The sequence below is a fragment of the Rhizobium sp. GN54 genome, from assembly GCF_021026345.1.
GTDB lineage: Bacteria > Pseudomonadota > Alphaproteobacteria > Rhizobiales > Rhizobiaceae > Mycoplana.
Map to the genome: position 1 here is coordinate 160981 of NZ_JAJNCZ010000005.1, position 14333 is coordinate 175313.

The window sequence follows — 14333 nt, forward strand, 5'->3', positions numbered from 1 at the left end:
GGTGACCGGCACGGATGTTTCGGATGACTTAGCGCTTGTTCAGGTAGCGCGATGAAATGTAGGGAGAGGATATGCGCCTCGCCGCTTCATTTCGTTTTCCGCAAGTTCAGCCATCCCGCGCGTGACAGTCGCGAAGTAATAAAGCTTGTCCAGCGGCAGATTATCAAGGTTTCCACCCGTCACATACTTGGTGGCTTCCGATAGTTCTTTTTCAATCGTCGTCATTTTCCGGCCTCGTTTTCGACCTGAGAGGAAATGAATTCACGAAGAAATTTCACATTGTAGGTCGTGACGCCGAAAATGAACGAACCTGAGAACATCACTTTGTCCCATTCGGAGAACTCAGGCACCGACGCAGCGACATGCACGGATTTGGCTCCGTTCACATACTCAACAACCGAAATTGCAGGTTCGTCGGGATTGCTGCGAGCTTTCCCCGCGACGTCGCACGCGAAATAACCGGCGTCTTTGACTTTGAAACCTCGCTCCAAAAAGGTGCGGAAAAGCCAAAGTGCGAGTAAATCGTCTATGCCAAACACACGATACCGTCCCCGGATCGTGCCCGGCATGCACGGAAACCGCCCTGCCGCTACGTGCTCATTGAGTCGGAGGGGGTTCATTCCCACGATGCGGCATGCCACGTCTGTGGTCACTTCTATCGGATCGGTCATCTTTGCACCTACTTCGTCCATATTGTATTTTGCAATATACAGCGCCATATCGCGTTTTGCAATATGGAATGAGCGTCACTGTGAACGCACATGTGGATAATCGGCAGAACCGCAATTTAAGTGCTGTTTAGAACGGAGCGGAGCGCCACACCATGACAGCCACGGTTCAGCAGATACGCAAGGCGATGGCTGATCTTGCAGGCATCATCGAGACGCACCCTAACGGCGAATGCGTGGCCGTGGTTCGAACGCCTGGAGGCGAACTTGCATTTAGAGAAGATCGCACAGCGCGCCTCGCGGCGGCAAAAGCCGCCAGTCAAGCGCCGCCTTGAGCCTTGCGCTCATCTATGAAGTCTTCAAGCTCGTTGAGCATGGTATCTTCCGAGCTTGGAACGCGGCGGACGCGGCCCAAGGCCGACGCGGCACCCGCCATGAACGCGTCCCGGCAAATCCGCATCTCGTCAATGCGCAGCGTTCCGCCGACGCAATTTCTCATGAACTCGATAAAGTCGGCCGTCAGCGGCTCGTAACTCATGTCATTCACGGTGGCGGTCCTTTCGCGGTTCGTGTATCAACAGAAAATATTGGTAAGCCCCAAGCGCAAAAGCGTCAACATAGAATGTCGATATCGCCCGCTCAATGCCGCGCCGCGCGGTCACTACTCGAAATCACGCAACCTCATCTGGCCGAAATGGCCGGATTTGGTCTGTCAACGATTGTTGATTTTGAGAAGCAAAGGCGAAAGGTTTCCGTTGAGGCAGTCGCGGCCATTAAGACCGCCCTGGAAACCGCAGGGGTCATCTTCATTGACCAGAACGGTGCCGGTGCCGGCGTACGTCTTCGCGACAAATCCTGAGCGCCGCATAAAACTGCGGGTCATTGCATTTTTATCGAGAATAATTGTTACGGACTCGAAACCAATTGCGTTTCGCAACCGGTGAATTTGCCCCGACGATGCATCTGCGGAAAAGTGCTTTGGGGGCCGGTCCGCAGCGTTTCAGCCCTGAGCGATTTCCTAGCACCCCGATCCATGATCAATCGATGTCTGATGCCCCTCGCCACGACGTTGCCCCAGGACGCGCGTTCTCGGCCCATGGCGTGTCGCTCGTCATCCAACCGCACCGACAGCGCTCCACGACGCGACGGCTAGCCCGTAGGCGAACGCGCTTCCACATTGCGCTGTAGAGAGCCGGAGGGCGGGTTACACAGCACGATCAATATCGGGTCGCTTATTGCCCACAGTGGTGCGTGACGACTTGGTGACGAGTTGGTGACGAGTTGCAACGGAGAAATCCATTTGAAATCAATGACGTGACGCGAGTGACGCGTTCCGCTCACATACTTTCATACCGGTTCACCACCACCAATATGATTTGCTTTTCCCATCGCATAAGCGTTGGAAAAAGTCGTCACTCTCGTCACGCATAACGAATAATCTAATGAAGACAGCGTATTAGCCGTGACGACTTACCTTCTCAACTCGTCACCAACTCGTCACCAACTCGTCACCAGTTGGTGACGCTATGAGAAACCGCACTGACAACGACGGTGACGCAATGGTGTGGCTGAAAAGCCAAAGCCTGGACGCAAGAGGCAACAGATAAAGAAAATTTAATAATCCACGGCCTTCACAACGACTCAAAAGTTGTTAAGGTGATCTCAACAACTCGGTGTCAAACTGCGTTGACATTTGGGGCGAACATATGTAGAGGCGCGCTTGCGGTGCAGACGCTCCGTCCTATATATGATTTCACTTAAGCCTGATGGAACTAAGGTCGAAAGAGGCAGTTTCTTGTCTCCAGACCTAGGACTTGCGGGCTTATTGCATTTGTAGGGTAATAGTGCCTTACCAAAACAGGAGAAACAAGATGAGTGAGAAGGACAGGCTGCTTAAGACGCTGTTTGAAACAGCTGATCAGTCACATCTCAACATCAAATTTTTCCGTGGCTTTTCAGACGAGATTTCCACGGAAGATTTGTGCCGGGAAGCCAATTCCGCCTTCTTTCAGTTTGAAAGCGGAATCGCTGTGACCTCGACTGAATTTGGCGATGCTGATCGTACTTCATTTAACGTGAAAGAAATGTTCGCGTAAGACGTGAATGACGGTTTTTGCATCTAGACTTTTTTCCCGGGGTTGGATAATTCCGGGAAATGGACATGAATCTCTACGAAAAATTTGCCGGTTACACTGTTCTGCCGATCAAAATTGATTGGGTCAAAGAGCAAGTCAAGGAGGACTGCGAGTTTGCAGAAATCCTCTTCATACCCGTTCAGATGGATGCTAGTGTCCTGCTAGGCATACACAGGATGTTTTCCAAGAACGTCGGTGGTGTTACAAAGGTCACCCTTCAGGTTTATTACAACTCAATACTTGACGAGGAGCGTCACGCTGCGCTCAAGCGATTGGTCTGCTGCAAAGAGCTCCTTCACGCTTACGACAGCGAGAAGCAGACAGCAAAGTCCATGTCTGCGGTGGATCATCTCATTGAAGGAATAGTTGTTCCGCCGTCCTCCGGCATGACGGCGTCCTTGGCTTCGGACCACAATGGTGGTCTGAGGGCACTAATGGTTCTACTCCCACGTGATGCGCTTGACGTGATCATCCCCGCGCACCACGCCGGCAAGATAAGTGTCGAAGACGTAGCGCTTCTTGCCGGGATTCCGGAAGCGTATGCGAGGGTTTCCCTCTCCCCCGTCTGGAAGGACTTGGTCGAGAAGCTTTGAGGGCGTAAAGCCCTCGTGGTCGAGCCATCCCCGGTAACTACGTTCGTCGGTGTTCTGTCATGGCATTCCTTGCATGACGATGCCGGTAAACATGCGCTCTGCGCGCGTCCTAGTACGCCTGTAGCCTAGTTGTTCCAACCGATTGCCGAACTGAAGCTGGCCGAGCATGTTGCGAATACCCATAGCCTGCGCCCATCCTTGATAGGTTGAGTACAAGAAACTAATCGACACCGTGCCACCTGTGCGGGTCTCGCACCGCTCTTCCACGAATTGCGCCACCTGATCCGCTTCGACCTGCCATTTCCTTTGCGCGGAGACAGACGATGCCGGAACGGTGAAGGCATTACGGCTGACGACGCCCGCATAAGCATTGAGTGCATGGTTTAATATGCCGGGCAACTCTGCTTTCAGCTTATCTTTCAGACCGGAATCCTGCTCGTGCGGCTCGAATACACGATTGAACGTTATGACCAGGGCACGGCGAAAAAAGGCGTCCGAATAGTCTCGGGTGTGGGGCATGTGATTGGTGCCAAACCAGCACGTCGCGAACGGTCGAATTACAAAAGGATCTTTGTTCTTGTGTTCCACGGTGGCCGGCTCACCACTCGTGATCGCCTTCAATTCGGCGTCCGCGATCGTTTCGCCCTGCTTTAGCTCGGTAATAATATTTGCAAGCTTTTGATCCAGATGGCCGCGCTGGAATTTATTGTCGAAGCTCGCTGGCTGAACGCCTGCCACGTTCTGTTTGCCTAGCAGGGCCTCCAACGTCGCCAAGAGCACGGATTTGCCATTAGCGCCCGCGCCGATCAGCAGCACAAACTTTTCGCGGTTCGCGTGGCCCATGAGAGAATAGCCCATCATTTCCAAGACGACCCTAATCTTGTCGTCGCGGTCAGGGTCATCGCGGAAAATATCGAGTAAGAATCTCTCGAATAGTGGTGCGGTCGCATCCGGATCGTAAGAAACCGGAATCTGCGTCGTGCGATACTGGTCACGTCGATGTGGATGAAGCACCCACCGCCCGTCTATAAGTTCCAATTCTCCATTCAAGCAGTTGACGCTTTCCGGCTTTCCCAGGTTAAATTCGTGGGCTGGCTTATGGATATCGTTCTTCAGCACGTCGGTAACGCCGCTAACTCGTGCAGCCGTTACCGCGTAGTGCTCTGCCGCCAATGTCAACTGCACGCGCTGCTTCAACTCCCGGTCGTCGCATTGCTTCCACACGCCCCTGGCGTCAAACTTCCACGTGAACTGTCCGGCATGGATGATGTTCTCGGCACCAATGGACGCCACCGCCTTGCGAGCAAGCTCTAGATGATCCGGCTCGCCGTCCTTTCCGTCAGCCTGTTTCTTGAGGTCGGCCATTGGTACGTCGGTATTCATACGAATCTGGCGCAATACTGCGGCTTTTTCGACCGGGCCAAGGGTGGCGGCTTCGCTACATAGCCGCTTGATTGCCGTCACATCGTCAGCCGCAAGGTTGCGCGCATCGTTCATGATGTTGTCAAACGCCCGCGCGCGCGGCGCGGTCACACCGGCAGGGAGCGTTGGACGATTATAGACGTTGCGAGTGGAGCTAACCGCCTTAGATATGGTGGATGCTCGATAGTCGGCACGTTCCCACTTCGCGCGCATAAGCCCGGAACGACGGAAAAGCCGGGCCATACGTACTGCGTTTTTGCCGGTCCAGAACGCCAGCGCATTCGCTAGCGCCTGGTCGGCGCTGGAGTGATCGAAGTCGCCCCCGGATACTGACGGGTAGCAGCGCGAGAGAACGGCCACATTAGCGGTGAATAGATCAGCAAACGATGCAGCGTCACCGAAACGCGCGGCAGCGCCGCCCTTGGACTTCATCGCCAAGGCCAAAAGCTCGTCGTCATCAGTCGGGCCGTTCCAAGCCGGATCGACCGTATCGGAGAGAGCCACAATCTCGGCCGGGTCACCCACAGGCACGATTGCCGCTAGGGTATCGGTCCAATCGAGGTCCATGCCGCCGCCGTTGTTCGACGTACCAAGCGCAATGAATCTGCCGCTCGTGTAGAACTCGATTTTGAGACCGTTGTTGAGTTCGAACTTCTTCCTGCGCGGGCCGATGGCACCGCAGCGGCCCCATATGTGGATACCATTGCCGCTCACGCTGACCTCAGCAAACGCGCCAGGAAACATCGCGAGCAGTTCGAGTGCTCTTTGATCCCACGCCCCCGTGACCGGATCACGAACGCCGTCAACGTCAATCACAAAATAAGGGTCATCCGCCGTCAGCACGAAGCCGACAGGCAGTCCAGTTGCTGCAGCTTCGTCATGCGTCAGCCAATTCGCTGGCTTTAAATGATCGATCGGATTGCCCGTGCGGGCATCGGTCGGGACCTTCCTAGGCTTTGCACCAAGCTGCGGAACCGAGTGCCAGTTGATCCATTGACGCTCGTGCATCATATCGCACCGCCGATCCTTGCCAGGCGCGACGTATGTGTGGTATTCAGATACTCGATATCGCCACAATGGTATCCCGTTTTGCGACCGCTCCCGATGCCACTCGGGGCGGTCGTTTGCGTTTCAGGTGGTCCATCGCGATTTGACAAAACCGGCGTAAGTATTTGTTTTTCTGGTGCGGGTTTGACAGAATTTCCGTCAGAAGCTATTGAACAACCACAAATGGCACGGGATTGAAAATCCGCGTGTCGGTGGTTCAAATCCGCCTCCGGGCACCATTTTCAGGCTCTTTCTCCCATCATCTGCATCGACCATCCGCCCGAAATTCCAGCGCGTATCGGTCAACGCGGGCACTCACTTTTCGGCCTGCAATCACGCACCCTTAAGGGTTGCAGATGGTCGGTTGCGTGCCTACAGTCCCGCACCGTGCGGGCCCTGCTTCGGCCTGCGACGATGGCCAGGAGAAGGGAATGACCATGGCAGCCGAAGTCTACGTCGTAACGTCAGCCAGAAAGCTGATCGCAATCAACACCCAGACACTCAAGGCGCGCGAGGTGGGAGACACCGGCGTCGTGATGACCGACGTGGCTTTCGCACCGGACGGAGAACTCTACGCAATTTCGTTCGACACCCTCTATCGCCTTGACCGCGAGACTGGCGCGACGCTCGAAGCTCACCGCCTCGGCATCTACAGCGCGAACGCCTTCGAAATCGGTGCGGACGGCAAAGCCTACATCGCCTCGAACACCGATGGCGGGCTCTACAGCGTGGACCTCAAGAGCGGCGGCACGGCGCTGATCGGCAACTATTCCTCGAGCATGGCATCGTCCGGGGACCTCGCCTTCTATGACGGCAAGTTGTACCTGACCACGTCGAACAAGAAGATCCTCAGCCTCGATCCCGAAACCGGAAAGGCGTTGAGCACGGTCTCGATCTCCGTCGACAGGATGTACGGCCTGGAGCAGAGCGGCTCCACGCTCTACGGCTTCGCCAACAACACCTTCTACTCGGTCGATCCAAAGACCGGAAAGCTCGTCACGATGAGTAAGGTCGACAGCCTCGGCGAGTTCATGGGGGCTGCCAGCCGCCAGTTTTCCGACCCCGACGACGGCGGATATAAGCTGACCGGCACCAAGGGCCAGGACTGGCTGTTCGGCAACAAGGGCGCCGACCTTCTGTACGGCCGCGGCGGCGACGATTTTCTTTACGGCGACGCCGGCAAGGACCGTCTCGAAGGGGAAGGCGGAGCGGATGTGCTCGACGGCGGCAAGGGCGCGGACCGCATGTATGGCGGCAAGGGCAACGATACCTACATCGTCGACAACAAGGGCGACAAGGTGATCGAGAAGGCCGGCGAGGGCACCGATTTCGTCAAGGCTTCCATCAGCTACAAACTGACTGACAATGTCGAAAAGCTGATCCTGACCGGATCGGCAAGCCTCAACGGCACCGGCAACGGCCTCGCCAACGCGATCACCGGCAATTCCGGCAAGAACACCCTGAGCGGCGGCAGCGGAAACGACACGCTCAAGGGCAAGTCGGGCGCCGACACCCTGATCGGCGGCAAGGGCGCCGACAAGCTCTACGGCGGATCGGGCGCCGACACCTTTGTCTTCAAGTCGATCAAGGACAGCACCGTCTCGGGTTCGGGCCGCGACACGATCTACGACTTCTCCCGCAAGCAGGACGACACGATCGACCTCAAAGCGATCGACGCGAACACGAAGTCCAGCGGGGACCAGGCGTTCAAGTTCATCGGCAAGGAGAAATTCCACAAGAAGGCAGGCGAACTGCGCTTTGAAAAGGACGGTGGTGACACGTTCATCTATGGCGACGTCAACGGCGATGCCAAGGCGGACTTCGCGATCAAGCTGGACCTGTCGCTGACGCTGAACAAGTCCGACTTCATTCTCTGAAGCCGGACCGGGTCCCCCGCTGCGGGCCGTCGGCAATGCGGCCCGCGACACGGCTCAGTTGGACCGTCACGCACATGTGAGCCTTCGCGGCAGTCCCCTGCGGAACAAAAAGCGGTTCTTGAACGTCTTATCGAAAGGTGCTTGTCACTGCACCTGCTCGGATTGGAGACCGAGCCAATTCCGGCGGGTCCGCCCGCCGGCTTTTTTATGCCAAGCGCCCGAAAATCACACCGGGATACGGCCCGAAAGCCCGGTCGTTCGACGCTATTGGCGGCCGGATGGGGTGGAGAACGCCCATCGCCGGGCGGGGTTCCAAGCCCACCAGGAGAGGCTCGACCCCTTCGTAGCGCCGTTGCCCGGCCCCCTCCCCTCTTCGCCCTACGAGCCGTTCTTCGGCGGCTGGGGCGGCGGCTGGCGGCCCTCGAGAAGCTCGATCTGGATCTGCTGCAATTCGGCCAGACGCTCCCACTGGTGCGCCATCTGGTGCTCGATCATATCGTGCAACTGGCGGATCTCGAGCTCGGCACGCAGGTTGACCATGTAGTCGTTCTCCGCGCGAATCCGGTCCTTCTCCTCCTGCCGCCGCTGGCTCATCATGATCACCGGCGCCTGGAGCGCTGCGATGCAGGAGAGGACGAGATTGAGCAGGATGAAGGGATAGGGGTCGAAGCCACCGCCGAGGATGCCGATGATGTTGATCGTCATCCAGCAGAGGAGGACGAGGACAAAGGCGATGATGAACCCCCAGGAGCCGCCGAAGGCTGCCACGCGGTCTGCAGCACGCTGGCCGAAGGTTTCGCCCTCCAGTTCCTTCTGCAGGCCGAGGGCACTGGCATGGACCGAGGAGACGCCTCTCTCGAAACTTTCCAGCACCTGCCGGTCGAGATCGGAGAGTTCCCCCCGCTCCTGTTCCAGAAGATCCGCCACGTAGCGGCGGCGATAGCGTGAGAGGTCGGCGCCGCAGATGCGGCTGTCCAGGCTCCAGCCGCCCACGTCCCGGCGGATCAGTTCTAAAATGCCCGGTCGGATGGAGGAGGCGTGATAGAGCCGGGCCGCCGGAAAAGGCTTTCCGCAGACGGCGCAGGTTTCCGTCCTGGTGCGTGCAGCCGATCCGTTCCGTCCCATCGGCGGCGATCTCCATCAAATGCCGTGCCGGGCACAGCCCGCGGCACGCTCAGAACCGTGCGGCAGATTACAGCGCGGGCTGACCGGGCGGCAACCGCCGCCGCCGGCAGAGGATCGATGTCAGGCCGTCGCGCCCCGGGTGCGGGTCTGGTGGATCTCGATCAGGCTCGGGCCGTTGCGCCTGGCGGCGACCCGAAGGGCTTCGGCGAGCTCGTCGACATCGGCAAGGCGGACGGCAGGCAGGCCGTAGGCCTTGGCGATGTCGAGGAAATCCGGCGCGGACGGCTTGACGCCTTCCGGCTCGATCCCGCACTCGACCATATAGTTCTCGATCTCCTGATAGCCGTCGTTGTTCCAGACGAGGAAGACGACGCGGGCGCCGGCATCGGCCGCCGAGCCGATCTCGGCCAGCGAGAACTGGAAGCCGCCGTCGCCGGTCAGGCAGACGACCGGGCGATCGGGGGCGCCGATCGCAGCGCCGATGGCCGCCGGCGGGCCGTAGCCCAGCGCGCCGAAGCCGGTTGCGGCATTGAACCAGGTCTGCGGGCGGGCGACATCGAGATAGAGGTTGCCGGCATAGACCGCCTGGGTGGAATCGCCGACGACGATCGCATCCGGCAGCGCCTCGTAGACCCTGCCGATCACGCCGATCTCGGTGCGGATCTTCGGCGTCAGCTCGCCGAAGGCGGCAGCCCGCGCCCGTCCCGCCCGCTCCGCGCCGTCCCCGCTCCTGGCCTTGACCAGCGGCAGGAGGGACGCGGCTGCCGCCTCGACCGTCGAGAGCACGGGAAGATCGGCGCGCGGCTCGCGGGCGAGCTGCTGTGCGTCGATGTCGACGCGCACGAAGCTGCGCATCGCGGGAAGCGTGCCCGTCGCATACATGTCGTAGTCGGTCTGCCCCATCTCGGTGCCGAAACCGATGACGAGATCCGCATCGGCGATCAGCGCGCGGGTCGCGTCCAGGCTCGGGCTCGCCGGCACCCGGAGCGCATGGCCGGCGAGCATGCCGCGGGCATTGGTGGTCAGGACCACCGGCGCGTCCAGCCTTTCGGCAAGAGCCGTCACCGACCTGTCGGCGGTGGCAGCGCCGCCACCGCACATCAAGACGATGCGGCCGGAGCGCTCGCAGAGTTCGGCAAGCTCGGCCAGCGTCGCCGGATCCGGGCTCGGGCGCGATGCGCGCGTCGCTTTCAGCGCGATCTCGCCTGCCGGCAGCGGCATCACGTCGGTCGGGATCTCGATATGCACCGGGCCCGGTCGGGCCGAGCCCATGACGGAGAAGGCCTGGGCGATCACCGAGGGCAGGTCGGCCGGATCGACCAGCGTGTGCGAATAGAGGGCGAAGCTCTTCATCATCGCCGCCTGGTCCGGCAATTCATGCAGCAGACCGCGGCCGTGGCCGAGCGAATTGCGGCGATTGACGCCGGAGATCACCAGCATCGGCACGGAATCCTGCCGCGCCTGTGCCATCGCCGTGATGGTGTTGGTCAGGCCCGGGCCGGTGATCACCAGCGCCACGCCGGGCTTGCCGGTGACGCGCGCATAGCCGTCGGCCATGAAGCCTGCGCCCTGTTCGTGGCGCGGGGTGATGTGGCGGATCTTCGAGGCCGCAAGGCCGCGATAGAGTTCGACGGTGTGGACGCCCGGAATGCCGAACACCACCTCCACGCCGTTTGCCTCGAGAAGATCGACCATCGCCTCCCCGACCGTCTTCGTCGTGCTCATGCTCGCAATTCCTTCCTGAAGCCCGAGCGCTTGGCCAGGGCGGAAATTCGTCTGCAGGCTTCGTCGATCATGTCGTCCGGCACAGTCAGGCTGATACGGATGAAATCGTCGCCGCCGCTGCCGAAGGCCGATCCCGGCATGACGGCGACCCGCTCCTCGTCCAGAAGCGCCCAGGCGAAGGCTTCGCTGTCCATGCCGGTTGCGGAGACGTCGACGACGATGAACATGCCGGCCTCGGGTGCGACCGGCATCAGGCCGGGGGCGTCCGCGAGACCGGCGACGACCCGGGCGGCGCGGTGGCTGTAGGACTGGCGCATCCTGGCCGAAGTGTCGATCGGATTGTCCAGGGCATAGGCCGTCATGTCGGCGATGAAGGGCTGCACGCCGAACAGCATCGTCTCGGAGACCGCGAGCAGCCGGCCGGCGAATTCCGCAGGCCCGATCGCCCAGCCGCTGCGGAAGCCCGGGGCGGCATGCGACTTGGAGATCGAGGAGCAGACGATCGTGCGCTCGGCGAGTTCGGGATCGTCGAAGGGGGACGCGAAGGAGCCGGAGAATACCAGTTCCTCATAGACCTCGTCGCAGACGATCCACAGGTCGTGCCTGCGGCAGACGGCGCCGATCGCTGAGATTTCTTCCGCGGTCAGCACGGCCCCGGTGGGATTGTGCGGCGTATTCAGCAGCAGCACGCGGCACTGCGGCGTGATCGCGCGTTCGAGATCGTCCGCCTGCATGTGAAAACCATGCTCCGGGCGGAGCGGAACCGTCACCTGCTCGGCGCCGGTGGCGCGGATCACGCCTTCGTAGGTGGCATAGAGCGGGTCGCCGACCAGAACGGCATCGCCCTTTTCCACGAGGCCGAGCATGACGGCGAAGAGGGCCGTCTGCGTGCCGGGAAAGCAGAGCACATTGGCACTCGTCACGTCCGGACGGCGCCTTGCGTATTTGCGCACCAGCGCGTCCACCACCGGCGGCTCGCCCCGGCCGTTCGAATAGCGATAGCGGCCGGCATTCATCGCACGCGTCGCTTCCTCGAGCAGGCTCCGGTGCGGCGGCAGGTCGGGCTCACCGATGGTGAGCTCGATGATCGGCTCGCCCCGGTCCTTGCGCCGGCGTGCCTCGACGTGAACCGCCCATTTCTCGGAACCCAGGCTCGCCAGCCTCTCGGTGATGGATGCGTAGCGCATTGCGTTCTCCCTATCTTATTCTGTTGATGCCGGCGGAGCGATCGGCTGGCCGATCAGGGCCTCGATGGAGGACAGCGCGGTCGAGACCAGCTCGCGTTCCTCGAAGAGCTCGCCTGCAAGGCATCCCTCCAGCCACAGCCCGTCGAGCAGGCCGTTGATCGCGATCGCCAGCGTCCGGCAGCGCGCGGGACCGGCGTCGAGCCCACTGGACGCCAGGAACTCGGCAAGCAGCCCTTCCAGCGCGTTGCGGAAGCCGAGATAGCCCTCGCGATGAATGGCCGCGAGCGCGGGATCGACGCTAACGCGGCTGATGAACGACGCCCAGAGCGACAGGCTGCGGCTGTTTGCGACGGGCTCGGTCAGGTTGATGACGATGAACGCGCGCAGGCGCTCGTCCGGCGTGCCCGCCACGCGTTCGGCCTTTTCCGTCAACCGCGCGATCACCACGCGATAGGCCTCCTGGAGAATCTGTTCCTTCGAGACGAAATAGTGCCGGATCAGACCCGCCGTCACGCCCGCCTTGATCGCGATCTGGCGGACCGTCGCGCCCTGCAGCCCGCCCTCGGCGATGCAGTCCAGCGTCGCCTCGATGAGATCATGGCGGCGCTCCGCTTCCGGGGCGCGATGGAAGGACCGGCGGCTCATGCCGCCCGCCGCAGGACGGGCCGGGTGAGGCAGGTCGGGCCGCCTTCGCAGGCAATGCAGAGCGCGTCGGCCTCGAAGGTCTCGACCACGCAGCCGGCAGCCTCCATCGCTGCCCTGGTCTTCGGGAAGCCCGCCACCATGATCACCTCGTTCGGGTGGACCGGCAGCACGTTCAGGCTCAGGCCGTTGCTGGCGTGGAACTCGTCCGCCGGCGCCTCGATCAGGCGGATGCCGCGCGCCTTCAGCAACTGGTAGAAGGCAGCCGGCAGGAGCGGCGCGAAGACGAGCGCGAGGTCGCCGGCAAGCGGGCTCATGACGCTCATCAGATGCAGGCAGGCCTCTTCGCCCTGCCACAGCGGCAGGTCGTAGGCGAGCACGGAGACGCCGTGCGGGGAGAGCATCGTCGAAAGCTGGTCGATGCCCTCCTGGTTGGTCCGGACGCCGCGGCCGACGACGAGCGTCTTCGCATCGAGCCAGATGCAATCGCCGCCTTCCACCGTGCCGGGTGCTTCGATGCGGCCGAGGATCGGAATCTGGCGATCCGCATAGGCCTTCTCGTGCAGTTCCGTCTCGTTCACGCGCAGCGGCTTTCCCATGCGCAGCAGGATCGCGCCGTGATCGGACATCAGCGAGGGATCGTGGGTGAACATGGCGTCGGCAAGACCGTCGCCCTCGTCCTCGAGCCAGATGATCTCGGTTCCGGACTTTTCCACAAGCCGGGCGAATTCCGCATACTGACGCACCGCCCTTTGCCCGTCGAACGTCGGTCCGTAGTGCCACTTCGCCGGATCGGCCGAGACGAGGCTGGGGCCGGGACGACGCATCAGAACGCGCAGCAGGGAAGCCGACATTTCCTGGGAACCGAAAGCGGGCATCCGCTACTCCTTTGATTGCAAACAGTGTTTTGGCGAGACCGGACAAAAAGCCGGCGGCGCGATTATTATACGCTTGAACAACTACGCCACAAGTGCAACGATGGTGTCAATGGAAGGAAGCGACGGGCACGAAGATGACCGCGCCGAACAGGACAGCCTGCCGCAAGAGCGGGTTGCAAAAGACGAACAGGGGAAGATTTGGCATGAGCCAAGCTCATTCGTGCCGCGCATCGGAGCAGTTCATCCGATGACGGATCGCGCCGAGGCAATCGCAGTCGAAAACCTGCACAAGCGCTTCGGACCGCTCGAGGTCCTCAAGGGCGTTTCCCTCACGGCCCGGGAAGGCGATGTCATCGCCATCATCGGCGGCTCCGGATCGGGCAAGTCCACCTTCCTTCGCTGCATCAACATGCTGGAACTGCCCAGCGCCGGATCGGTCACGATCCATGGCGAAGAGATCGCCATGAAGAAGGATGGCCATGGCGGCCTCGTGCCCGCCGATCGCAAGCAGGTGCAGCGGATCCGCTCCCGTCTCGGAATGGTGTTCCAGAACTTCAATCTGTGGCAGCACATGACGATCCTGCAGAACGTCATCGAAGCGCCTGTCCATGTGCTCGGGATCGCAAAGGCAGAAGCCATCGAGCGGGCCGAGACGATCCTCCGGCGCGTCGGCCTGTTCGAGAAGCGCGACGCCTATCCCGCCTTCCTGTCCGGCGGCCAGCAGCAGCGCGCTGCAATCGCGAGAGCGCTCGCCGTCCAGCCGCATGTCATGCTCTTCGACGAACCGACGTCCGCGCTCGACCCGGAGCTGGTGGGCGAGGTCCTCACCGTGATCGGCGACCTGGCGAAGGAGAAGCGGACGATGATCCTGGTCACCCACGAGATGAAGTTCGCCCGCAACGTCGCCAACCACATCGTGTTCCTGGCCAATGGCGTCATCGAGGAACAGGGCCCGCCGGAAGAGATCTTCGGTGCCCCGAAATCGGAGCGGCTGAAGAAATTCATCAGTTCCATCCATTGAGAATACCAATAAC

General features: G+C 60.7%; 14 protein-coding genes. 6 read left to right on the forward strand and 8 right to left on the reverse strand.

Annotation, left to right across the window (positions count from 1 at the left end):
• Positions 1 to 39 precede the first annotated feature (39 nt).
• Entirely contained in the window at positions 40 to 225 is a 186-nt protein-coding gene (locus LQK81_RS15665; protein ID WP_230807295.1) for a hypothetical protein, read from the reverse strand.
• Positions 222 to 719: a hypothetical protein gene (locus LQK81_RS15670; protein WP_230807296.1), complete on the reverse strand. Its 498-nt coding sequence runs from the start codon at positions 717 to 719 to the stop codon at positions 222 to 224. Before LQK81_RS15670 ends, LQK81_RS15665 begins: the two co-directional genes overlap by 4 nt.
• Positions 720 to 823: 104 nt before the next feature.
• Here LQK81_RS15670 and LQK81_RS15675 point away from each other — a divergent pair, with 104 nt between their 5' ends.
• The 4 genes from LQK81_RS15675 to LQK81_RS15690 all read left to right on the forward strand — a co-directional run bounded on the left by LQK81_RS15675 (position 824) and on the right by LQK81_RS15690 (position 3396).
• On the forward strand, positions 824 to 1003 hold the full coding sequence (locus tag LQK81_RS15675; protein ID WP_230807297.1) for a hypothetical protein: 180 nt from the start codon (positions 824 to 826) through the stop codon (positions 1001 to 1003).
• On the forward strand, positions 1000 to 1527 hold the full coding sequence (locus tag LQK81_RS15680) for a helix-turn-helix domain-containing protein (RefSeq protein ID WP_230807298.1): 528 nt from the start codon (positions 1000 to 1002) through the stop codon (positions 1525 to 1527). The genes LQK81_RS15675 and LQK81_RS15680 overlap by 4 nt, the downstream gene beginning before the upstream one ends.
• 1012 nt (positions 1528 to 2539) lie before the next feature.
• The gene (locus tag LQK81_RS15685; RefSeq protein ID WP_230807299.1) at positions 2540 to 2764 is read left to right on the forward strand and encodes a hypothetical protein; all 225 of its coding nucleotides are present in this window, start codon (positions 2540 to 2542) and stop codon (positions 2762 to 2764) included.
• A gap of 65 nt (positions 2765 to 2829) precedes the next feature.
• Positions 2830 to 3396, forward strand: coding sequence for a hypothetical protein (locus LQK81_RS15690; RefSeq protein ID WP_230807300.1), 567 nt, complete (start codon positions 2830 to 2832; stop codon positions 3394 to 3396).
• A 57-nt stretch (positions 3397 to 3453) separates the two neighbouring features.
• Here the strand turns inward: LQK81_RS15690 and LQK81_RS15695 are convergent, their stop codons facing one another.
• Positions 3454 to 5829, reverse strand: a complete 2376-nt coding sequence (locus LQK81_RS15695; RefSeq protein WP_230807301.1) for a phage/plasmid primase, P4 family — start codon at positions 5827 to 5829, stop codon at positions 3454 to 3456.
• Between the two features lie 467 nt (positions 5830 to 6296).
• On the opposite strand from LQK81_RS15695, the gene LQK81_RS15700 reads away from it, so the two are divergent.
• Complete coding sequence (locus LQK81_RS15700; RefSeq protein WP_230807302.1) at positions 6297 to 7742, forward strand: DUF6923 family protein; 1446 nt, start codon at positions 6297 to 6299, stop codon at positions 7740 to 7742.
• 378 nt (positions 7743 to 8120) lie between these two features.
• Here LQK81_RS15700 and LQK81_RS15705 read toward each other — a convergent pair whose 3' ends face one another.
• From LQK81_RS15705 to LQK81_RS15725, 5 genes are all read right to left on the reverse strand, one after another.
• On the reverse strand, positions 8121 to 8867 hold the full coding sequence (locus tag LQK81_RS15705; protein ID WP_230807303.1) for a DUF1003 domain-containing protein: 747 nt from the start codon (positions 8865 to 8867) through the stop codon (positions 8121 to 8123).
• 120 nt (positions 8868 to 8987) lie between these two features.
• Positions 8988 to 10592, reverse strand: a complete 1605-nt coding sequence (locus LQK81_RS15710) for a 5-guanidino-2-oxopentanoate decarboxylase (RefSeq protein ID WP_230807304.1) — start codon at positions 10590 to 10592, stop codon at positions 8988 to 8990.
• A complete protein-coding gene (locus LQK81_RS15715; protein WP_230807305.1) occupies positions 10589 to 11779 on the reverse strand; it encodes a pyridoxal phosphate-dependent aminotransferase in 1191 nt (396 codons plus the stop codon). Before LQK81_RS15715 ends, LQK81_RS15710 begins: the two co-directional genes overlap by 4 nt.
• Positions 11780 to 11794: 15 nt before the next feature.
• On the reverse strand, positions 11795 to 12424 hold the full coding sequence (locus LQK81_RS15720; RefSeq protein WP_230807306.1) for a TetR family transcriptional regulator C-terminal domain-containing protein: 630 nt from the start codon (positions 12422 to 12424) through the stop codon (positions 11795 to 11797).
• On the reverse strand, positions 12421 to 13299 hold the full coding sequence (locus LQK81_RS15725) for a dimethylarginine dimethylaminohydrolase family protein (RefSeq protein ID WP_230807307.1): 879 nt from the start codon (positions 13297 to 13299) through the stop codon (positions 12421 to 12423). Before LQK81_RS15725 ends, LQK81_RS15720 begins: the two co-directional genes overlap by 4 nt.
• Before the next feature lie 247 nt (positions 13300 to 13546).
• Between LQK81_RS15725 and LQK81_RS15730 the strand changes: the two genes are divergently transcribed.
• Positions 13547 to 14320, forward strand: a complete 774-nt coding sequence (locus LQK81_RS15730; protein ID WP_230807308.1) for an ABC transporter ATP-binding protein — start codon at positions 13547 to 13549, stop codon at positions 14318 to 14320.
• Positions 14321 to 14333: the final 13 nt, after the last annotated feature.

Bases quoted from the DNA above. Each gene is read 5' to 3' on its own strand.
- LQK81_RS15665 (WP_230807295.1), bottom strand. From the start codon at position 225: ATGACGACGATTGAAAAAGAACTATCGGAAGCCACCAAGTATGTGACG.
- LQK81_RS15670 (WP_230807296.1), bottom strand. From the start codon at position 719: ATGGCGCTGTATATTGCAAAATACAATATGGACGAAGTAGGTGCAAAG.
- LQK81_RS15675 (WP_230807297.1), top strand. From the start codon at position 824: ATGACAGCCACGGTTCAGCAGATACGCAAGGCGATGGCTGATCTTGCA.
- LQK81_RS15685 (WP_230807299.1), top strand. From the start codon at position 2,540: ATGAGTGAGAAGGACAGGCTGCTTAAGACGCTGTTTGAAACAGCTGAT.
- LQK81_RS15690 (WP_230807300.1), top strand. From the start codon at position 2,830: ATGAATCTCTACGAAAAATTTGCCGGTTACACTGTTCTGCCGATCAAA.
- LQK81_RS15695 (WP_230807301.1), bottom strand. From the start codon at position 5,829: ATGATGCACGAGCGTCAATGGATCAACTGGCACTCGGTTCCGCAGCTT.
- LQK81_RS15700 (WP_230807302.1), top strand. From the start codon at position 6,297: ATGACCATGGCAGCCGAAGTCTACGTCGTAACGTCAGCCAGAAAGCTG.
- LQK81_RS15705 (WP_230807303.1), bottom strand. From the start codon at position 8,867: ATGGGACGGAACGGATCGGCTGCACGCACCAGGACGGAAACCTGCGCC.
- LQK81_RS15710 (WP_230807304.1), bottom strand. From the start codon at position 10,592: ATGAGCACGACGAAGACGGTCGGGGAGGCGATGGTCGATCTTCTCGAG.
- LQK81_RS15715 (WP_230807305.1), bottom strand. From the start codon at position 11,779: ATGCGCTACGCATCCATCACCGAGAGGCTGGCGAGCCTGGGTTCCGAG.
- LQK81_RS15720 (WP_230807306.1), bottom strand. From the start codon at position 12,424: ATGAGCCGCCGGTCCTTCCATCGCGCCCCGGAAGCGGAGCGCCGCCAT.
- LQK81_RS15725 (WP_230807307.1), bottom strand. From the start codon at position 13,299: ATGCCCGCTTTCGGTTCCCAGGAAATGTCGGCTTCCCTGCTGCGCGTT.
- LQK81_RS15730 (WP_230807308.1), top strand. From the start codon at position 13,547: ATGACGGATCGCGCCGAGGCAATCGCAGTCGAAAACCTGCACAAGCGC.